This window comes from Myroides sp. WP-1, from assembly GCF_014145635.1.
In the GTDB taxonomy this organism is placed as follows: Bacteria; Bacteroidota; Bacteroidia; order Flavobacteriales; family Flavobacteriaceae; genus Flavobacterium.
Genome location: NZ_JACHTC010000011.1, coordinates 41,316 through 62,553, shown reverse-complemented (window position 1 = coordinate 62,553; position 21,238 = coordinate 41,316). Strand labels below are relative to the sequence as shown.

At 35.5% G+C, this 21,238-nt stretch carries 22 protein-coding genes; 7 read left to right on the top strand and 15 right to left on the bottom strand.

Translation table 11 applies throughout. The annotated features are described in order from the left end of the window. Window positions 1–16 precede the first annotated feature (16 nt). Genes H4K33_RS11015 through H4K33_RS11005 form a run of 3 tightly spaced genes read right to left on the bottom strand, consistent with a single transcriptional unit; the run spans window position 17 to window position 3,120 of the window. The gene (locus H4K33_RS11015) at window positions 17–967 is read right to left on the bottom strand and encodes an NAD(P)-dependent oxidoreductase (protein WP_182648884.1); all 951 of its coding nucleotides are present in this window, start codon (window positions 965–967) and stop codon (window positions 17–19) included. 22 nt (window positions 968–989) lie between these two features. After that, the gene (gene serC, locus H4K33_RS11010; protein WP_182648883.1) at window positions 990–2,057 is read right to left on the bottom strand and encodes a 3-phosphoserine/phosphohydroxythreonine transaminase; all 1,068 of its coding nucleotides are present in this window, start codon (window positions 2,055–2,057) and stop codon (window positions 990–992) included. Between the two features lie 4 nt (window positions 2,058–2,061). Continuing rightward, complete coding sequence (locus tag H4K33_RS11005) at window positions 2,062–3,120, bottom strand: acyl-CoA reductase (protein ID WP_182648881.1); 1,059 nt, start codon at window positions 3,118–3,120, stop codon at window positions 2,062–2,064. 73 nt (window positions 3,121–3,193) lie between these two features. On the opposite strand from H4K33_RS11005, the gene H4K33_RS11000 reads away from it, so the two are divergent. Continuing rightward, window positions 3,194–3,544: a 4Fe-4S dicluster domain-containing protein gene (locus tag H4K33_RS11000; RefSeq protein ID WP_182648879.1), complete on the top strand. Its 351-nt coding sequence runs from the start codon at window positions 3,194–3,196 to the stop codon at window positions 3,542–3,544. Window positions 3,545–3,635: 91 nt separating this feature from the next. Here H4K33_RS11000 and H4K33_RS10995 read toward each other — a convergent pair whose 3' ends face one another. After that, complete coding sequence (locus H4K33_RS10995; RefSeq protein WP_182648877.1) at window positions 3,636–5,675, bottom strand: LTA synthase family protein; 2,040 nt, start codon at window positions 5,673–5,675, stop codon at window positions 3,636–3,638. Window positions 5,676–6,152: 477 nt separating this feature from the next. Between H4K33_RS10995 and H4K33_RS10990 the strand changes: the two genes are divergently transcribed. The 5 genes from H4K33_RS10990 to H4K33_RS10970 all read left to right on the top strand — a co-directional run bounded on the left by H4K33_RS10990 (window position 6,153) and on the right by H4K33_RS10970 (window position 9,582). Further along, entirely contained in the window at window positions 6,153–6,797 is a 645-nt protein-coding gene (locus H4K33_RS10990; protein ID WP_182648875.1) for a suppressor of fused domain protein, read from the top strand. Between the two features lie 6 nt (window positions 6,798–6,803). Beyond that, window positions 6,804–7,292, top strand: coding sequence for a hypothetical protein (locus tag H4K33_RS10985; protein WP_182648873.1), 489 nt, complete (start codon window positions 6,804–6,806; stop codon window positions 7,290–7,292). A gap of 261 nt (window positions 7,293–7,553) precedes the next feature. Then, window positions 7,554–8,042: a hypothetical protein gene (locus H4K33_RS10980; RefSeq protein WP_255493665.1), complete on the top strand. Its 489-nt coding sequence runs from the start codon at window positions 7,554–7,556 to the stop codon at window positions 8,040–8,042. A 177-nt stretch (window positions 8,043–8,219) separates the two neighbouring features. Beyond that, entirely contained in the window at window positions 8,220–8,999 is a 780-nt protein-coding gene (locus H4K33_RS10975; RefSeq protein ID WP_182648871.1) for an SMI1/KNR4 family protein, read from the top strand. A gap of 10 nt (window positions 9,000–9,009) precedes the next feature. After that, window positions 9,010–9,582 carry a VCBS repeat-containing protein gene (locus H4K33_RS10970; protein WP_182648869.1) on the top strand — a complete coding sequence of 191 codons (573 nt, stop codon included), beginning with the start codon at window positions 9,010–9,012 and terminating at the stop codon, window positions 9,580–9,582. 38 nt (window positions 9,583–9,620) lie between these two features. Here H4K33_RS10970 and H4K33_RS10965 read toward each other — a convergent pair whose 3' ends face one another. The 3 genes from H4K33_RS10965 to H4K33_RS10955 are packed head-to-tail and all read right to left on the bottom strand — an operon-like array spanning window position 9,621 to window position 11,972. Then, window positions 9,621–10,709: a DUF695 domain-containing protein gene (locus H4K33_RS10965; RefSeq protein WP_182648867.1), complete on the bottom strand. Its 1,089-nt coding sequence runs from the start codon at window positions 10,707–10,709 to the stop codon at window positions 9,621–9,623. Window positions 10,710–10,752: 43 nt separating this feature from the next. Continuing rightward, window positions 10,753–11,286, bottom strand: coding sequence for a hypothetical protein (locus H4K33_RS10960; protein ID WP_182648865.1), 534 nt, complete (start codon window positions 11,284–11,286; stop codon window positions 10,753–10,755). 35 nt (window positions 11,287–11,321) lie between these two features. Further along, window positions 11,322–11,972 (bottom strand): DedA family protein, encoded by a 651-nt coding sequence (locus H4K33_RS10955; protein WP_182648863.1) that lies wholly within the window; start codon window positions 11,970–11,972, stop codon window positions 11,322–11,324. Between the two features lie 183 nt (window positions 11,973–12,155). On the opposite strand from H4K33_RS10955, the gene H4K33_RS10950 reads away from it, so the two are divergent. Continuing rightward, the gene (locus H4K33_RS10950) at window positions 12,156–12,347 is read left to right on the top strand and encodes a PLD nuclease N-terminal domain-containing protein (protein ID WP_182648861.1); all 192 of its coding nucleotides are present in this window, start codon (window positions 12,156–12,158) and stop codon (window positions 12,345–12,347) included. A gap of 736 nt (window positions 12,348–13,083) precedes the next feature. Here H4K33_RS10950 and H4K33_RS10945 read toward each other — a convergent pair. The 8 genes from H4K33_RS10945 to H4K33_RS10910 all read right to left on the bottom strand — a co-directional run bounded on the left by H4K33_RS10945 (window position 13,084) and on the right by H4K33_RS10910 (window position 21,004). Then, on the bottom strand, window positions 13,084–13,722 hold the full coding sequence (locus tag H4K33_RS10945) for a DEAD/DEAH box helicase (protein WP_182648859.1): 639 nt from the start codon (window positions 13,720–13,722) through the stop codon (window positions 13,084–13,086). Between the two features lies 1 nt (window position 13,723). Beyond that, on the bottom strand, window positions 13,724–14,896 hold the full coding sequence (locus H4K33_RS10940; RefSeq protein WP_182648857.1) for a sigma-54 dependent transcriptional regulator: 1,173 nt from the start codon (window positions 14,894–14,896) through the stop codon (window positions 13,724–13,726). Window positions 14,897–14,920: 24 nt separating this feature from the next. Then, window positions 14,921–16,225, bottom strand: coding sequence for an ABC transporter permease (locus H4K33_RS10935; protein WP_182648855.1), 1,305 nt, complete (start codon window positions 16,223–16,225; stop codon window positions 14,921–14,923). Window positions 16,226–16,227: 2 nt separating this feature from the next. After that, window positions 16,228–17,148, bottom strand: coding sequence for an ABC transporter ATP-binding protein (locus H4K33_RS10930; RefSeq protein ID WP_182648853.1), 921 nt, complete (start codon window positions 17,146–17,148; stop codon window positions 16,228–16,230). 190 nt (window positions 17,149–17,338) lie between these two features. Then, window positions 17,339–18,463, bottom strand: a complete 1,125-nt coding sequence (gene dnaJ / locus H4K33_RS10925) for a molecular chaperone DnaJ (protein ID WP_182648851.1) — start codon at window positions 18,461–18,463, stop codon at window positions 17,339–17,341. A 43-nt stretch (window positions 18,464–18,506) separates the two neighbouring features. Further along, window positions 18,507–19,040, bottom strand: a complete 534-nt coding sequence (locus tag H4K33_RS10920) for a nucleotide exchange factor GrpE (protein WP_182648849.1) — start codon at window positions 19,038–19,040, stop codon at window positions 18,507–18,509. A gap of 581 nt (window positions 19,041–19,621) precedes the next feature. Then, window positions 19,622–20,527, bottom strand: a complete 906-nt coding sequence (locus tag H4K33_RS10915) for a TIGR01777 family oxidoreductase (RefSeq protein WP_182648847.1) — start codon at window positions 20,525–20,527, stop codon at window positions 19,622–19,624. A gap of 15 nt (window positions 20,528–20,542) precedes the next feature. Then, window positions 20,543–21,004 carry a DUF4442 domain-containing protein gene (locus tag H4K33_RS10910; protein ID WP_182648845.1) on the bottom strand — a complete coding sequence of 154 codons (462 nt, stop codon included), beginning with the start codon at window positions 21,002–21,004 and terminating at the stop codon, window positions 20,543–20,545. Window positions 21,005–21,238 lie beyond the last annotated feature (234 nt).

Here is a 21,238-nt window from a genome sequence, read left to right as displayed (position 1 = left end):
AAATAAAACTAAGCAATTAATTCAACAAATCTTTTATTTTAACAGTTATTTCAGACCATACGTGGTGTTGACTTTCATGTGTTGCTGTTGCGATATTGGGTGAAAGAGAAAACGCAGGTTGCATCAATACCTGAATCACAGGATGGGGTTCTTCTTCAAAGCGATCTAATCCTGCAAAAAGAATGGTTTCTTTGTTAACCTCATCCACTAAATCTACTTCGTTAATTGCTTCTGGATAAGCACAATTAACCACGCCAATTAAATTTTGCGCTTTTTCAAAAGACTCTTTATTGACAATATAACGTTGAAAATACTTGGTATGAACCGAAATAAAATGCACTTGTTCAAGTAATTCATCCATCGTTATGGATTCCATGTCAATAGGGAAAACGATTCCATTCGGCAGTTCGAATTCTGTTTTGATTGTAGGTGTTGCTGGATCCGTATATACTACATGCATCCCCAGTCCCAATGCTTTTTGTGCTAAAAACTGACCTGCTAGATTCATTCCGATAATTCCAAGTGTTTTTCCCGCTAATTCAATTCCCGAACTATAGGACTGTTGTAGCGATTTAAACATCGTATCTCCTTCTAACGGCATATTTCTATTCGATTCTTGTAATAATCTCGCACCGCTAAACATATGGGCAATCACCATTTCTGCTGTAGCATTAGCCAAAGAGTCTTCTGCCCAAATTACGGTAATTCCATTGCTCTTAATGTGGTCTATGATTTCTAAATTCACCACAACCCCAGCAAAAACAATTGCTTTTAGATGTTTTAACTCATCGATCATGGTTTTGTTGAGCAAGGTTCCTTGCTGTACCAATAAAACATCAATCTCATTTTTTTTCGTGTATGTTACTACTTGTTCATGAGCAACACGCACTTCTTTTATTTCAAAACCAAAAGATTCTAATTCTTGTTTGACTTGTTCTGGTATACCATCATTGGCTAATACTCTCATTGTCTGTTTATTCTTTATGCTATTAAACCCTTGTTTTCATCTGTTGTAAAACGCCCGTTAGCACTTCAACACTCGCTAATGTCACCGCATTATACAGTGAAGCGCGATACCCTCCCATAGAACGGTGTCCTTTGATATTAACTACATTTGCTTCTTGACAAAGTTGGTCAAATACGGTATTCATTTGTTCCTCTTCAAAAGTAAAGGTTACGTTCATCTTTGATCGGTCTGTTTTTGCTGCCACTCCATGTACAAAATCCAAGCGATCTATTGTTTCATACAAGAGTGCTGCTTTTTGATTGTTCACTTTTTCAATTGCCGCTACTCCGCCCTGTTGTTTGAGCCATCTCAAATTTAACAGACAAGTATAAATGGCAAATACATTAGCGGTATGATACAGACTATCTTTTGCGATATGCTCTTGATAATCTAACATTTGCGGGATAGTTCTAGTTGTTTTTCCTAGAATTTCTTCCTTAACCAAAATCAAACTAACCCCTGCAGGACCAATATTTTTCTGCGCACCTGCATAAATCAGATCCATTTGATCATAGGCAAATTCACGGGAGTAAATATCCGAACTCATATCGCAAACTAAAGGAGCTTTGGTTTGCGGTACATCGTTAAATTGTGTGCCGTAAATGGTGTTATTGGAAGTAAAATGTACGTAATCTAGTTCTTCTTCTACTTGTATTCCCTTGGGAATGTAAGAAAAGTGTTGATCTTCTGAACTTGCAATTACCTTGACTTCCCCAAACATTTTTGCCTGTTCGATTGCTTTGGTAGACCACGTTCCCGTATTGATATACCCTGCTTTTTGTTGCATTAAATTATAGGGAATGCGCAAGAATTCCATACTTGCACCTCCTTGTAAAAACAAAGCGACATACCCTTTTTTATGCAAATCAAGCAATTCCAAACTCAATTGTCGAGCTTCTTCCAATACTGTAAGAAACTCCTTACTTCTATGAGAAATAGACAGGATGGACATACCTGTTTGTTCAAAATTGAGAATGGCTTGTGCCGCTTGCTCATAAACCGTTTGAGGTAATAAACAGGGGCCTGCGCAAAAATTGTGTACGTCTTTCATTGCTTTATAATTTTAATAAAAACTCAAGAGTATCCACTTGATCTGCATAATCCCATAGCTGTGGATGTTGTGTTTGCCCAAAGGCAATACTATCTTCCGTTAATCCATTGGAAACGATGCACTGTATTTTTTCTTGATCCACGCGTAATCGCTCTACTACTTCTTCCACGGTGTCATAGTATTCATAATAAACCGAAGAGATTGGCGACGCATAAGACGCGTCTTCCTTGATGGTTAAAAATCCATTGTCTAACAATTGAAACTCACTCATCAGGAAAACAGCTTTGTTATAATCGTAATTATTGGCGTATTTTTCATATTCGATTACCTCTTTCTGAGCGTACATGCCCTGAAAAAACGCATCGAAATTATAGCCTTTGGGTACGAATAATTTCGATACATTTCGACAACCTAAACCGTAGTAAGTAAAAATATCTTTCGCTAATGCTGTTAATTGGTCAGGTGTTTCTTCTCCTGTAAGCAATGCAACAGAGTTTCTATTTTTTCGGATGATATGAGGTACTGTACTAAAATAGTAATCAAAATAACGAGCGGTATTATTACTTCCTGTTGCAATAACAGCGTCGAATCCCTCCATTTTGCCTGCTATAAAAACTAGGCGCTCTTTAAACTGAGGTTCTACAGTTTGCAAGTATTCTGCCAAGAAAGGCAATATTTTTTGATCGTTGGAAGACAACTTAACTAAAGCAATATTTCCAGAAAGCAAAACGGAAACTAAATCGTGAAACCCAACTAAAGGAATATTTCCAGCTAAGATTAAGCCAACCTTTTTTAAAGGCTCTCTTGAGAAATCGTAAGCGGCGCACCATTGCGTTAGATTTTCTTCTGTTAACGCATCTGCCCAAGATTGAACAGCGATAAGAACTTGTTCTTTTACAAACCATCCGTTATAATGCACAGATGTCTCAATTAAAGCTTCAAATGAGGAAAAAAAAGGATCATTATATTCAACTTTTTCACTTTTTACAAATTCATTTGTAGCAAATTGTCTTAAAAAATCTCCTAACGCTACGAATGCTTTTTTTTTAGCTTCTAAATCCATATTGATTTGTTTCTGAAATGTTTTGGGTGTAAATTTGTAGCAAAGTTAATACATATAAAACAAAATATAAGCTATGGCAATCATTATAACTGACGAATGCATAAATTGCGGTGCTTGTGAACCTGAGTGCCCAAACAATGCGATATACGAGGGAGCTGACGATTGGAGATATAAAGATGGTACAGCCTTAAGAGGACGTGTAGTTTTAACTGATGGTACAGAAGTTGACGCAGATGCTGCTCAAGATCCTGTATCTGACGAATTCTACTATATTGTTCCTTCTAAATGTACGGAATGTAAAGGTTTCCACGAAGAGCCACAATGTGCTGCTGTTTGTCCTGTTGATTGTTGTATTCCAGACGACAATCACGTTGAAAGTGAAGAAACACTTTTAAACAGACAAGCGTTCTTACACAATCACTAATTGATGTAGACCGAAAAAATCACAGCCTTGTGCTGAGATATTTCATAACGAAAAAGAGATTTGGCCCTTTCCAAATCTCTTTTTTTGTGTTTTATTTTTTCTTCTGGTGTTGATTAATACTCTTGTAAATCTCCACCGTTTTCATTGTTGTATACGACTGCATTTTATGTTGTAAATACAAAGCATGACTTGAAGTATTATCTCCTACTTGTAGTTTTCTCCTTTCCTGATTTGCCCACGTATAATAATAGGATTGATTATTCTCTATAGCAACAGCTCCTTTTTCATCGGCAATAAAGCTATAATCGTTTAGTGCGAAACGATGTTCAACAGCAGGATCAAAGAGATTATCTCCTGTATAAAAGTAAGAAGCATCGGAAAGCGCTAAATTAAAGATCGTTGGGAAAATATCCTTATGAGAAGCTAAAACACTTCCATCAAAGAAAGCCGGTTTATACTTTTCTGGAATGTACATCAAAATAGGTACACTGCGTTTTAAGAATCCTTCTTCTGGTGTATACTCAAACACTTGGCGGATATTGTGATCGCCAGACGCAACGATAATTGTATTTTCTCCTAAAGGTGAATTGCGAATCTCTTTTATAAAACGAGCCAACTCCGACGCTGCATATTGATGAGAATAGAAATTGGCATAAGCCGTTTGCTCATCAACACGGATTTTCTTTTTCATCTCCTCACTCATTGCAATCGTTTTCTTCTTATAATAAGAAGGCACCTCAAAAGGAGTATGATTACTAATTGTCAGTCCGAAAATAAACTTCGGTGTAGTCGATTCTTTTAGCGTTTCTCTAATATAATCAAAGAGATAGCCATCGTGAACACCCCAAGCAAATTCTTCAGCATTTGGAAATTTCTCCTGAATGAAGTTTTTTCCCTGTATCACATCAAACTTTTGATGCTTAATCATGTTGTCAATATTTCTCCATGAGATACTAGCCCCTGTCAAGAAAAATGTCTCATATCCCTTACTTTTAAAAGGCAATGCAATCGAACTAGTAAAAGGAGTATCGAAGTAAACTGATTGCGAAATAATCGTTTTAGGTGTACCAATTAAAAAATCCTCTAAGGTTTGTATCGTTCCATTATAGGCAGATAAACTATTTTTAAAATAGTATAGATTCGGTAATTCTCCACTCAAATCACCCAGTAAATTCAACGTTTCTGTGTTCAAGTCAAAATAGTGATTACTCATACTTTCCATTTGTAAAAACACAACATTTGGTGGATTTTGTGCTAAAAAATCACTGTGATTGGTTTGGGTAAACAAGTTTTCATCAAACAAATTTCTTTCGCTTTCTCCTTTATAACTTGTTTGCACATCAGCCACATGCTCAAATCCATTGGCTTGTAGCTCTCTTTCAATATCAGGATGTATCGCGTTTTCTTTGCGTTCAGAGTTTGCAAATTTTAGCGAATACAAGGCATTATAGCAAAGCGAATTGACAAATTCATTTTTTGATATATTCGTATGTTCTCTTCTCAATGTAAATACTCCCACACTTCCTCGCATACCGATAAAAAACAGAGGAAAAATTAACAATCCTATTAATCCATATAGTTTTGCACGTGTCTTGGTAGGTTTGACTAAATTGCGCTTTATACGCTTACTCCAATACAACCAAGCAAGGATAACAAAAATATAAACCAAGGCAATATAAAACAGTGGATAATCTGTCCAAACTGAAGTTAAAACTGCTGTCGTGTCGTCATTGAAAATTCCGAAAAACAACAGGTTTATATGAGATTGAAAAAATTGATAGAAAAAATAATCAATAATGATAAGTGTAACAAACACAATCGCTACAAACAACAAGTAATAACGGGAAAAAGTAGCATAAATTCGACTAAATCCCGCATCCCCTTTTTTAGGAACAAACAAAGAAGTTAACCAAAAAAGTACCAGAGGAAGAAATCCATAACAGATCGCAGATACATCAAAACGAGCACCTACTAAAAAAGCTTCTCCAATTTTCCATTTTTCGTTTTCAAAGACTTCGGAAGATCCATAACTCCATAAAAACACAAATCGTCCGACCGCAAATAGTAAAACAAAAAACAAAAAATAACACAGTCCATTCCAAACTGTTTTGCGAAAAAGAGTAAGATTCATATTCTATTTTTTCATAAGACTCAATTCGCAAAAGTAAGGATTTAATGACATTCTACTCTTGTATTTAGCAAGAAATAACGACCTTTTGCCTAGCTTTTCATTTCGATAAGCAAAAAAATCTCCAAATGCCTTAACAATTTAGAAATGCCCAAGTTTTGTTCTCTATTGTGATACGTAAACAAAAGTACAAGTGAAAAATAACTATAATTAGGGATTTCTCATTTTGAGAAAAATAGAGAATTTTGACTCAAGTAAGAAAAAGTAAAATTGCGCTGAAAAACAACTATATTATTACTTACAAGTTTGTTTACGATCGCTCTTAGTTTACTAGGAGCGATTTTTTTTATGTGAAGTTGTTTACCCTTTACTTAAAAAAACTCACCTCGTAAATATTATTCATACCACACAACTTCCCCTATAATTAGGGATGGTTTACTGGGATAATTAAGCGTAATTTTAGCTTAAATAAAAAACACTATGAATTTAGAAGAATACAAAAAGACTTATAATGAAGAAGATGCTGTGGGATGGGATTGCATTACTGCTTCCTTGGATAAGATCTATGGCACACAAGAACCACAACACTTCGGCAATCAGCTACCTTATTCTTTAGGAGGTGAAAACCCTTTGGATGGACTAAGTGTATATCAAAGTAACCAACAAGAAGATCACTTTCACTTGGTGAGCTATGGATTTTCAAATTTGTATTACGATGAGGAAAAAATCGAGGCTGAGTACAGTGATTTTGGATTTGAACTGACTTTTCGCATAAAAAAACAAGGAGATGAAAATATTCATTGGGCGATGAATTTGATGCAAAATTTAGCTAAATATGTATTCGATTCAGGAAAATGGTTTGAAGCTTTTCATTTCATTCCCACTAACAGTCCTATCCGAATAGGATATGATACTGATTTAGTAGGAGTTGCTTTTGTACAAGATCCTGAACTAGGTTTTATTGATACTCCTCATGGTCGAGTAGATTTTTTACAAATGGTGGGAATCACACAACGTGAACTAGATCAATTATGGGAAAATCCGAAACTAGAAGAAACTGAAAAACTATTGGCACAATTACAACTAAACAATCCTCTATTAATCACTGATTTAGATCGAAAGTAAACCAAAATGAAACCCCATATAACCACTTTTCTTTTTTTTATTCTTGTTGGATGTAGTTCAACGCCGTTAACCTTGTCTCCAACGAAATACACGATCGAAGGAAAAGAACGCGTCAAACAACCTGACAAAAGCAATCCTAAACTAGAACCAACAGTGTGTTTAAAAGATATTAAAAATTCGATTTGGGGACGTAAGGCGGTAGTAAAAATTCAAGGATGGTACAGCTCTCAAGGACATCAAGCTCGAAGATTGAAAGAAATTAAGTGGACGAAAGAAATTGACGGCGATCAGTTAACTCTTATCTTTTATGTGCAACCCAAAACGGGTGTAGGCAAAGAAAATGCTTATGTAAATGGGTACAACTATCACCAAGAAGTAACGTTCAAAATCCCTTCGGCAGTACGTCAATTAAATTTTAAATTAATTGAACAGCACGCCACACAACAGGATATTTTGAGTTACCAATCACGTGAATTTTTACCTCAAGTACACTAGCCTATGCCTAATGTATATATTTCAGTGCGTAGATCATAAACAGCTATATCTCACTATAAACTAACAAAACAATACGCTTTATACAGTAATTAACAAATAGTTTGTGTTCATATGAAATCTAAGTATAAAAAAGCAGGAAACTCCATTTTTACTTTTCATTAAATTATCGAAAGAAAAAACAGATTAACTTCAAAAAACAACTTAAATCCCATTTATTTTTTCGATTTTTCCTTATCTTCACTTCTACTTAACACAATCCTTATGAAAATACAACTACCTAAGCTAAACTATTCTTTACTGACCTATCTTATTGCGTCAATCATTGGGATGATCTTCTTTTTTAACAACAATACGGATGGACGTTATTTATATTTGCTGCTTTCTGTTGCGCTTGTAATGATTCTTTCAACAAGTTGTTTTCATGCACTAACTTTTAGAAGTTATCGAAGTGTGTTATGGCCATTTATACTCAATATGGTTTTACTTATTGTTTATGTTATCGCTAATGAAGGTATAGGTAATACTTCATTCTTTGGATCGAATAATGTTGCTCTAACGCTATTTTTTACCATTTTAGGATTTAACTCTCATTGGTATATTCTACTAAATTCTGCTCCATTATCTGATTTTAATTTCCTACTAATCAATGTCGTACTTTCTTTTATAATACCAAGTCTAGGATATGTTTCAGGATACATTTATACATCGAAAATCAAACAAAAAGAAACCTCTACATATTCTAACTCGTGAATTTGATCATTCTTTTTTGTTTAAAAACATCAAATAGGATTGGTTACTATGGCTATTTGCAGTAAATCGATATTTATTCGACTGAAGAAATGTACCTTTGAATGAAACTAAGTCAATTTTGCAAAAGCAGGTATTTAGTTCTGCTTTTCCTTATTACCTAATCCATCTTTCAAAAACATGCAAGAAGAACACATCGAATGTAGCATACACGGTCAACAAGCAATGGCTTTGTTATGTACACATTTAGCACATAGTTTACACCATCGAAATCCTGTTGGCTTTTTTGAATACGACACTGGAGACACAGGAAGACCAGATGCCTGGTGTAATGCTTGTGAAGAAGCTTGGAATCACACCCAAACGGAGTCTGATCGAGAGCAATGGTTTATCAATTGTCAACACAAATTGGTATGTGTTGGTTGTTGGGATGAAGCCAAAATATTGAATAAGCCTGCATCCATCATTACCTTCAACCTATTGACCTTAGGGGAAATACAAACTATCTTAGCAAACGAACAAAAGGCGAAACAGAACTTTCCTTCTTCTGTTTCTTTTCCATTTTCTTTGTTATATCGTGATTTGGTTACGTCTATTCCGACTTTAACCATCTCTTCAGAAGCTATTTTATATGGCTCAGTAGAAGCTGTGATAGAAAACAAAGACCGTGAACATCCTACCTATTGGATATTTGCGGGAAATGGTCAAGGTGATCGTTGGTTAATGGACGCAGAAGGGCAAGTTTTCTTCGGCGATCACGATGAAACCCCGATGTCTCTACATCCATTAGCTCTTGATTTTCAACAATGGCTACAAATGGCTTTCCTAACCCAGCAATTGGATGAATGGTATAACGGAGATTACGATATGAAGCAAACGAATAGGGCTTTTGTCCGTAGTTTAAATCAAATTCACCCTAAGCTAGAAGAAAATTATCCCTTTGAAATTGAATACGAATAAAATCCATTTTATGAAAAAGCACATCGCATTAGCTGTTTGTGGTAGTTTCTTGATATTTACAAATTGTCAGACTAAAGAAAAAGAACAAACAGCCACTCTTTCTGCGGAAGAAATAGAAAATTATGCAGAAGAAATCCCTCACCCTCCCAAAGAAGAACAACCAGACTTTATTCTATCTCCAGATCATAAAACCAACACCATCTCACTAGATATCGATGGAGATGGTCAAACGGACTACATCGAAATTGTCAAATCAACTTCGGATGGTTCATATGGAATTGTTGTAAAACGAGGCAATGGCACATTGGATATTATAGGTCCCCTTACGGGATCGACACATCGTGTTTTATCCATCGATATGGAAGATTTAATTTGGGCTCAAGATATATCTGTTGAAGAAAAGAATACGGTAATTTACGAAGTTACCGATGAAAATGGCGATTTGCGTTCCGAAGAGGACGTTCCTGATGAAGAAAAAAGCATATTACCCTATGAGAGCTTACACCTTAGTGTGCCCGAGAGTTGTGGAAGTGGATTACTATACTGGTTAGATGGAACCTATCATTGGCATCAAACAAGCTAAATACAAAAAGCGCTATTCGAATTGAATAGCGCTTTTACTTATCTTTTATATCGTTCAAAAGACTGCCAGTATTTATCTTTATAGATTGCATACCCAACAGTAAAATTCTCTTGGTATTTTTTCTTCTTTTGCTCTAAAACTCGAGCAGCTGTTCGAAAATCTTTACAGGCAAAGAATATATCCCGATTGCCATCAACAGTTTCTCTTCCAAGATTTAAATATCCCTTTTCATCTGGTAATATCTCGATTAACTCGTCTTCAAATTCATTCAATAATTGATAGGTATCTTGATCAGGAAAACCATTTTCATTCGCTTGATAAGCAATTTCTACGCGAACAATCCAAGGATGAGATGCTTTGGCATCCCAATCTAAAATGGTTCTATTAATTAATGCAATTAAAGGCATTCCATTTTCTAAAGTTGCTTCTAAACCAACATAAGAATCGTTTGCTGTATTGTAGCGTGTACCTTCGTACTTTTCGATAAATTCCTTCTCACGCCATACTAAATAATCTTTGAGCTTTAAAATGGGAATTAATTCTCCCTCTGCTTCATTTGGTCCTACTACTCTTAAATTATCAATGGAAGTAATTGCATTTAATTCACCTATAAAATTATCCAAAAAGATATAAATTCCATTGGTAATTGCTGATCTATCGCTTTCTGCAAAGTCTTCATAAACAAACACTAAATCTACTTCATCAGGATAATTGGGATGTTCAATGGCATAGAAGCTAATTTTTTCTTTCGAAAACTCGTAGTTATTCATGCGTATATTAAACTGATTAATGTCTACAGCTGGTTTTAAAGCCGTAAACTTCCAGTTGGTCAATGCAGGTGCCGCTTGTACTAAATCTTCAACAAAAGCAACGTTTTTGATGATACCATCAGGAGTAAAAATCAACTCCGCTGTATGCTCATTCGACATTCCTGAAAGGAAAAAAACGCCTTCTTTCAGTCCTTGTAATTTGGGAGCTAAGCGATCAAAGAATTGTTCTTCAATAGCATCGCGTTCTTTAACCACTTTAAAAAATGCTTGTTCATTTTCTGCAAACCATTGCCAAAATTCTTCAATGGTCTGAATGGGTTTTTCTTTTTTAGCAAAAATATTTTTTAGTATACTCATATAATAATAGTATTCGCTTTCAAGAGGTTAACTTCTTTAAAAGCTATAATTGTGATTTTATTTTATCTTGAATAGATGTTACCCAAATTTGCGGTTCATTCACTCGAAACTTAAACGTCATATTCTCTTTCGTCCGAATAAGAATTCCAAACTCAAATAACCACATAGATTTGTAAACTTCAACTTGCACAATATTTTCAAAAGCAATAGACAAAGGGCTTTCTATAAAATTAGTTGTTTCGGGGATAAAAATCAATTGTTTTTCTTGTGCATACATAACGCCCATAATCCCTGATGTTTTTTTTACTTGATGCGCTACCCCATAAAAAGAAACTTCTTGAAGTCCAATAACATCAACCATCGGTTTTTCCTGTCTTTTTATTTTCAATCGAAAGAAAATGAAATACCAGAATAAAGCAAAAAAAACAACTTGAAAGACTACTTGAATCGGATCAATCGGCTCCTTACTCAAAAGTCGAAAAAGACAGTGAACAAGCGCGTAACTTACTCCCATTATCGCTCCAAAATAAATGCGATATTGTTTATTTAATTCTATTAGATCTCCACCAATTTTCATTTGTTTATATTTAAAAATATTCAAATAAAGGCTATTTACTTTGCTGTACTTGTTTTTTTCATCTTTGCTTTGATAAACTCAAAAATAATAGGCAATATCGAAATAAAAATAATTAACAAGGCAATTTTAGAGAAGTTATCCTTTACAATAGGAAGGTTGCCTAAGAAGTATCCCGCTAAAGTTAAACCAACAACCCAAACAATACCACCTATCACATTGTAGGTCATAAAAATGCGATAGCGCATACTCCCTACTCCCGCAACAAAAGGTGCTAGAGTTCGTACAATAGGAATGAATCGCGCAATAACAATTGTTCGCTCTCCGTATTTTTCATAAAAAGCATGGGTTTTATCTAGATGTTCTTCTTTGATCACCTGCTTGCCAAACAAGCGTATTTTCGTCATTTTCATGCCTACTTTTCGACCGATAAAATAATTTAAAGAATCTCCTGAAATAGCAGCAATCAAAAGTAAAATGATCGCCACGGTAATATCCAATTCAGACGATTGAGCCACGAGCATTCCCGTTGCAAAAAGCAAAGAATCTCCAGGTAAAAAAGGCATAATAACCAATCCTGTCTCTACGAAAATAATCAAAAATAGAATAGCGTAGATCCAAGCTCCATAATCTGCAATTAGCATATGTAAGTATTGGTCAATGTGAAAGATAAAATCTAATAACTCCATGTTTTTAAAAGTGAGTGTAAAATTGAACGATTTAGTTTGTAACACAAAGATGTAAAGATTATTCTAATTAGAAAGAAAAAAATAGCCTTTCTCCCTTCTATTTTTTTTCTCAGACTCCTCATTTATACTTAAATTAGTTTATGTTTGTTACGTATTACATACACTAATAAAATTACTTTAAAAATGAGCATTATATTCTGGCAATTATTTCTAATTGGTATTCTTCTCTTTACTATTTACAGCTTATATCAGGTAAGCCAATCAAAAGAAAGTTCCAATCAAAAACTTCTATATGCCTTTCTAATCTTGTTTTTTCCTCTTTTAGGAAGTCTCTTTTACTTTTTTGTAAGCCGAAATAAACAAAGAGCCAACTAGGAATTTTTACTTTATTAACATCCTTTTTTTACTATAGTCGTGATTGATTGAGAAAAATTAAATATTTTTATCTATTCATTAGGAGATTAAAATTGAAATCATGATGTTGTTATCCCTTCTCACCCCTTTAGGAACAAACCTCGCTTCACTACAAGCGATTACAAACATGTTACACCTTTGCTTTGGTGTTGCACTCCTCGTTGTATTGAGTCGACTTTTTCGCGATTTTTTCTTCTATAGACATTCGTTCAAACAAGCTTTCAATAGGCGAAAAGCTCCCTTGTTCATCTTGGCTGTCGTTTATATCGCAACGATGTTCGCGATTTATTTTTTATGGTAAAGGAACATGGAAAGAGGAAATCGAAACGAAGAAAGAGGAAAGAGGAAAGAGGAAATCGAAACGAAGTGAAAATCGAAACGCAGTCGAGATTCATCGAACACAAAAACCAATATAAAATAGGTGAGATAGATTGAGATGTTGAGAAGTGAGTCATCAACCGTCAACGGCACTCATCAACTCACCACCTCATCACCTCATCAACTCATCAACTCATCAACTCATCAACTCATCAACTCATCAACTCACCACACTCACCATCTCATCAACTCACCAACTCACCAACTCACCACCTCATCAACTCACCACATTCCCCAACAAAAAAAGGAAGACCTCTCAGCCTTCCTTTGTATTTTATACCGTACTTTCACTTATATGCTATTAACCGTAAACGGTTAACTAATCTTCTTCGTCTTCTTCGTAAAAATCAAGCCATTCGACGTCTTCTGTCATGGTTTTGTCAACAAACATATCCAATTGTTCAACATAATCAGTAGCGAAGTAAACGCGTTGTGTTTTTCCGATACTCTCTGATAATCGGTATAAACGAGGTTCATGTCTATTTCTCAATTGCTGATCTACGTCGTCAATGATATACATTTTTAATTGATTGACGTCAAATCCTGCACCGCTAAACATCAAATTTAAGCGTTCTGCTGTTCCAATAAGAATATCATTCCCCAGAGACATTTGATTCTTATCATCATCCAAATCAGTATAATCGTGTACACCAAATACGCGGATATTCATTTTATCTCCTATGCGGTCAAACTCCTCCAAAAGGCGTTCCACTTCAAATTTATCTTTCACAACGATCAACACGCGAGTGGAGATCATATCGTCTACAGGTGCTTCAACGCGTTGTAAAGCTGCCATGATTAACGTTGTTGTTTTTCCTTCTTCTTGGGGTGCAATCAGCACAAAATCCTGTCCACTTTTAATGCGTCCAAAAGCTGACTTCTGTAAAACAGTTGGTTCAACAAACCCGTTTTGACTCAAATTATTTTGTAGGACTGGATGTATTTTTTTTAATTTCATATTATTTTGTAGCAAATAGCTTTACGTCTTCTAGTGTTACTTGATTTCCGCCTAAAATGATTAATCGTTCAATTACATTTCGCAACTCTCTAATATTTCCACTCCAATCATATTGTTGCAACAATTTAATGGCTTCTGGGGTAAATATCTTAGGTGCCGTTCCATGTTCGGCTGCAATTTGTTTGACGAAATGTTCGAGCAACAAAGGTATATCATCTCGACGATCATTCAAAGCGGGAACTTTGATTAATATAACAGCCAAACGATGATATAAATCCTCTCTAAAACGTCCTTCTTCAATTTCTTTGCGCAAGTCTTTATTCGTTGCTGCTAATACGCGAACATCTATTTTTTGATCTTTCTCTGCACCAACGCGTGTAATTACATTTTCCTGTAATGCACGTAGTACTTTTGCTTGAGCAGACATACTCATATCGCCAATTTCATCCAAAAAAATAGTTCCTTTATCTGCGAGTTCAAATTTTCCAGGACGATCTTTTACGGCAGAGGTAAAAGCACCTTTGACATGACCAAACAGTTCACTTTCGATTAATTCGGACGGAATAGCTGCACAGTTCACTTCGATCAAGGGCTTAGCCGAACGCTGACTTTGAGAATGGATTTGGTGTGCTACCAATTCTTTTCCTGTTCCATTCGCTCCTGTAATCAAAACACGCGCCTCAGTTGGTGCCACCTTTTCAATCATCGCCTTGATTTGTTGAATGGATTCATTCTGACCAATGATTTCGTACTTTCTAGATACTTTTTTCTTGAGGATTGTATTCTCAACCACCAATTTACTTTTATCTAAAGCATTGCGCACTGTTGTTAGTAAACGATTTAAATCAGGTGGTTTTGAAATGTAATCATAGGCACCTAATTTCATCGTATTGATTGCTGTTTCCAGATCACCGTGTCCTGAGATCATAACAAAAACAGTTTCTGGTTTTATCTTTTTTGCTTCCACGAGTAGCTCATCACCACTCATCTTTGGCATTTTTATATCAGAAATTACCAAATCATAATCTTCTTGGGTAATTTTCTGTAGTCCTTCCGCTCCATCTTCTGCCCCATCTACTTTGTAATCAGACGATTCCTCTTCTAAAATCCGAATTAATACACGGCGAATAGCGGATTCATCTTCAACAATTAAAATCTTAGATTCTTTACTCATAACGTTTTTTTTAGCAGGAAATGATTAATATTTCAACCATTTATATAGTTCTTTCCACGAAGGGCGTTTTCCATACATCAAGATACCTATTCGGTAGATTTTTGCTGCAAACCATACGGTTAATATAAATGTAGCAAACAACAACACAATAGATAATATTACCTCCCAAATTGGAACGCCAAAAGGGATTCTCATTAACATCACTACAGGAGAAGTAAAGGGAATCATGGAAAATACAGTGGCTACTGTACCATGAGGATCTTTAATCACTGTAAAAAAACCAATGTATACCCCCAACATCAAGGGTAAAAGAACAGGAAATACAAATTGTTGTGTATCAGTTTCGTTATCCACTGCAGCACCAATAGCTGCATACAGGGAACTATAAAGGAAATAACCTCCAATAAAGAAAATGATAAAATACACAAACCAAGAAAACAAAGGTAAACTCAGTACTTCTGCCATATAATTTTGGATATCCGTCATCATATCTGTTGGCATAGTAGCTGCCATTTGAGCAGCCTCTACTTGTGCAGCACCAGCACTTAATCCAAATACAGAAGTGGCGACAAACAGTAGTATTCCACCAATAACGCCCCAGATTAAAAACTGTAATAATCCAGCCATAGAGGTTCCTATAATTTTCCCCATCATCAATTGGAAAGGTTTTACTGAAGATACAATAACTTCAATAATGCGATTCGTTTTTTCCTCTATTACAGAGCGCATTACCATATTACCATAAATAATAATGAACATCATAATACAGTAACCAAATATAGATCCGATGAAGATCTTAATTTCATTTAACCCTCTTACTGTTTGCTCTCCAGAAGCTTTTTCTAAATGTAAATTTACACTGGCTTGGTTTTCTTTGATCACCTGAGGATCGATCCCTTTTTCAATGAGACTTAAACTGGAAACTTTATTTTCAATAGCAGATTCAATTTTGCTAATAAAGGCAATACCTGGACTTTCATTAGAGATATAGTAAACCCCATTTTCATAAGCGATGATTTGTTCTTGCTTAGGAATGTATAACAAACCGTCGTATTTTTCCTCTAGGACATTCGTTTTTAATACATCAATGGGTACTTCGGATAAATTCTTATACTCGTATTCATCCGAGTTATCGAAATCACCTTTAAATAGTCCGCTTTCATCGTGAATAGCAATAACTTTCGTCGTTGACTTCATTGTACTCAAATACCCTACAAGTACCGCAATAGCCACAAAGAAAAGAGGAGCCAAGAAAGTCATCACAATAAATGCTTTATTGCGAACTTTAGAAATAAACTCTCTTTTTATAATTAGTTTTAAAATACTCATACCTATTTGCTTACTGTTTGAATAAAAATATCATTTGCCGTTGGTAATTTTTCGACAAAATGTGTGACTTGTCCATTGTTAGATAAAATATGCAGCAACTCATTAGGCATTGCATTTCCAAGATCCACCTCCAACTGTAGTTCATCGTTTAGAGATTTAAACGACGTTGGTTGTACAGTAAATTTTTGAGAGAGCTCAAACATCAAACGATGAACATCGCTAGATAAGATTCCTACTTGATATAAATTGGTGCGAAAATCTCTTTTTACATCGACTAATCTCCCTTCGATTAATTTATTTGATTTATGTATAAGCGCAATATAATCACACATTTCTTCTACACTCTCCATACGGTGTGTTGAAAAAATAATCGTAGCTCCTTTTTCTTTAAGTTCAAGAATTTCGTCTTTAATAATATTGGCATTAACAGGATCAAAACCTGAAAAAGGTTCATCGAAGATCAGCAGTTTAGGTTTGTGTAATACAGTTACCACAAACTGTATTTTTTGTGCCATTCCCTTAGAGAGTTCTTGAATTTTTTTATTCCACCAACCTTTGATATCCAATTTATCAAACCAGTAATCAAGTTGTTCTTTGGCTTCTGCCTTACTCAATCCTTTCAGCTGTGCGAGATATAGCGCTTGTTCTCCCACTTTCATGGTTTTGTACAATCCGCGTTCTTCTGGCATATAGCCAATATCTTTAATATGATGTGGACTCAAAGGTTGTCCATCCAAGATAATTTGCCCCTGATCAGGATATGTAATTTGATTTATAATTCGAATTAGTGATGTTTTTCCTGCACCATTTGGTCCTAGTAGACCATATACAGATCCTTTTGGGATGGTTAGCGAAACATTATTTAAAGCTATTTTATCAGAATATCTTTTTTCTACATTCTTAACTTCTAAGATAGGTTGCATCAATCGATCTTTTATATTTCTTGTAAAAATAAATCTTTTATTTCAACTTGCGAAGTAGAAGGTATATTTTGATTACAAATAGGCATAAAAAAACCCAACCTTATATTACTATAAGGTTGGGAAAAATTGCTATGAAAAAGAAAATCCACTGTTTAATAAGTGTGCATCAAATGTATGACTTCTTTTCTAATTATGAAAACATTTCTTTGACTTTTTCGAAAAAAGATTTATCTCCTTTACCTGGAGCTGGTTTAAAGTTACCATCTTCCTCCATTTTTTCGAAAAATTCTTTTTGTTCTTTTGTCAACTTTTTCGGTGTCCAAACGTTTACATGCACGAGTAAATCACCACTGCCATAACTATTTAAATGCGGCAATCCTTTTCCTCTCAATCGGAGAATTTTACCCGATTGAATTCCTTCTTCTAATTTAATGCGCACATTACCTGTTACAGTATAAATTTCTTTATTACCACCTAAAGCGGCTTCTGAGAAGCTAATATAAAGATCATAATGCAAGTTATCGCCCTCTCTTTTTAGCGTTTCGTGTTCTAATTCTTCAATTACAACCAATAAATCACCTGCTACACTGTTATTTCCAGGTGCTTCATTTCCTTTTCCTGCTACTTTGAGTTGCATTCCTTCTGCTACTCCAGCAGGAATTTTGATTGAAACTGTTTCCTCTTGCAAAATCATTCCTTCCGCATCTGAACCTGCAGGTTTTTGATCAATCATTTGTCCTGTACCCTGACAAGTATGACATGGCGAGGCTGTTTGCATACGGCCAAACACTGTATTGGCCACTTTTGTCACCTGTCCTGATCCGTTACAAGTTGCACATGTCTTATAAGTAACACCAGCTGCTTTAGTCTTGCGTTTTACTTTTACTTTCTTTTCAACACCATTTGCGATGTCTTCCAACGTTAGTTTTACTTTTATACGCAAGCTTGTTCCTTTAGCTCGGCGTTGACCACCGCCGCCAAAGCCACCAAAGCCACCGAAACCTCCGCCACCGAAAGCGCTTCCGAAAATATCTCCAAATTGACTGAAGATATCATCCATATTCATATGACCTCCGCCAAATCCTCCTCCGCCTTCGAATGCAGCATGTCCGTATTGATCGTAACGTGCCTTTTTATCCGGATCACTTAATACTTCATAAGCTTCCGCAGCTTCCTTAAATTTTTCTTCGGCTTCTTTATCCCCTGGATTTTTATCTGGGTGAAATTCAATCGCCTTTTTACGGTATGCCTTTTTAATGGCAGCTGCATCTGCTCCTTTATCTATACCTAATATTTCGTAATAATCTTTCTTCATTTGGATTCTGAGTTTCTATTAATAAATTGATCGCAACACAAGTTTATTGACCAATAACAACTTTAGGAAAACGAATAATCTTATCGCCTAGTTTATATCCCTTTTCAACAACATCAACTACTTTTCCTTTTAGATCATCTCCTGCAGGAATTTGCGTGATTGCTTCAGACAAATCCGCGTTAAAGACATCGCCATTTTGAATGACAACCTCTTCTAGTCCTTTTGCTGCCAAAATATCTACTAATTTGGTTGAAATTAGACGCACACCTGTTAGATGATCACTTTCTCCTTGTTTTTCTAACTCCGATAAAGCACGACCAAAATCGTCCAAAATAGGAAGCATCGCCGATAAAACTTCTTCGTTTGCAGTTTTAAATAACTCTAAACGCTCTTTTGAAGTACGGCGTTTGTAATTTTCAAACTCAGCAAATAAGCGCAAATACTTGTCTTTCTCTTCTGCAATCTTTGCGTTTAACGTATCTTCTACCGACTCCGTATTCGCTGTCGTTGCTTCTGTTTCTGGCGTACTCTCTGTGTTTAAATCCACTTCTTCCTTGTTTATATCTTTATTTTCCATACGTATACTCTAATTTATTATTGCTTTCTTTTAATCAAATCCTTTGCCAACTGTTTATTTATGTCATAATGGCAGATTTTTGAGGAATCTGATAACAGTTAACAGCGATTGCTTAACGACAAACGAAAAAGGTGAGGTGATGAGGTGATGAGGTGGTGAGGTGGTGAGGTGATGAGGTGGTGAAATCGAAACGTAGTGTAGATTCATCGAACACCAAAACAAATATAAAATAGGTGAGATAGATGATGAGGTGATGAGGTGATGAGGTGATGAGGTGATGAGAGGATGAGAGGATGAGAGGATGAGAGGATGAAATCGAAACGCAGTGAAAATCGAAACGCAGTGAAAATCGAAACGCAGTGTAGATTCATCGAACACCAAAACAAATATAAACTAGGTGAGATATATTCATCGAACACTAAAACCAATATAAACTAGGTGAGATATATTCATCGAACACTAAAACCAATATAAAATAGGTGAGATAGAGGATGAGAGGATGAGGTGGTGAGGTGGTGAGGTGATGAGAGGATGAGGTGGTGAGTCGAACCTCACAAAGAAACGAGCAACAACAAACAAACCTATCCTTTATACAACTCAGCAAAAGCTTTCTTTAATGTAGGAAAGTGAAAATGAAAATCCAAAGCGAGTATTTTAGTACAACTAATTCGTTGACCTTTAGTTACTAGCATGGCCTTTTCACCCAAAGCTAGTTTCAATACCCAAGTGGGGACTGCTGGTAAAATCATCTTTCGATTTAAAGCACGACAAAGTGCTTGAGTAAATGCTTTATTTGTTTCGGGTTCAGGCGAAACAGCGTTGAAAATACCTGCTAAACGATTATCTAATACAAACAGAAAAAGTCGAACCAAATCATTTAAATGAATCCAAGAATAGTATTGACGTCCTGTTCCAAGCGGAGAAGCCAGATACAATCGCGCCACTTGTTCCATTTTAGGTAAAGCACCTCCCTGACGAGCAAGAACCAAACCAATGCGCAAGATAGAAACCGATATTCCTAAAGTTTCGAAACTCCTGTTTTCTCCTTCCCATTGTTGTACTACTTTTCCTAAAAAATTAGTCGCCGGTATGTATTTATCTTCTGTTTGCATCTCCTCTATCGTATCGTAAATACCTACAGCCGAAGCGCAAATAATTTGCTTTACTTGATGAGTTTCTTTACTCAATAATTGATAAAGTGTACGAGACCCCTCTACACGACTATTGATAATTAGCTGTTTTCCTGCAGTAGACCAAGATCCGTCTATAGAACTACCTGCCAAATGAATGATAATCTCTACTCCTGTAAGGCAATTAGAATCAATCTCTCCCTTTTGCGGATTCCAATAATACCCATTACCCCCTGGCAGATGATCCAATTTATCTTTCGTCGTAGTTAAGAACGCAACCTCAATGCCTTTTGCTTGCAATTGTTTCAATAACTCCTTCCCCACCAATCCTGTTGCTCCTGTAACTAAAACTCTCATACCTAAACTTTTATTTTATTTCTTTGTTCGCACTTTTAATGTCCATTCAAAATTAAACGTCGACACTTCATCTCCCTTTTCATCAATCCCTACCGATTTCATCCAGATCGTTACCCCTTCCTGTGTGTCAATTGCCTTTTTAATAGCCTCATCTAACAGGTGACCCTCTGTGCAAATAAAAGAAATCTTTCCCGTTGCTTTTTTGACAAAAACCGAATTATTCTGAGCCACAAGCATTGAAATACGTTGACCACTTTCGTTTATCTTCTTCATGACCAATGCACCTGTAGACAATTCAGCGGCCATAGCTTGCACAGCAAAATACATCGATCGAAAAGGGTTTTGATTCACCCATTTATGTCGAACAGTTGTCGTAGCCTGTGTATCGGAAATCTCTTTTAGTCGCACACCCGTCCAATAGGCTGATGGCAACTTAAAGAATAAAAACTTATTGATTGATGAAACTGAAAATTCCATGATATTCTATTTTATTTTAGCCTAAATATACAAAAATATACTATTGAAAACCCTCAAAATTAAAATATCCCCCTCCTGGATTCCCTCCTCTTTTATTCTTTTACTTTCTTATTGACAAAGCGTCATTATTTCAAAAAAACAAACAAACCCCTTATAAATAAACAACTTACACTTACAACACTCTTACTATAGCAAATATAAAAACGTTAAATCTAAGTTAATTATAAGTACTTT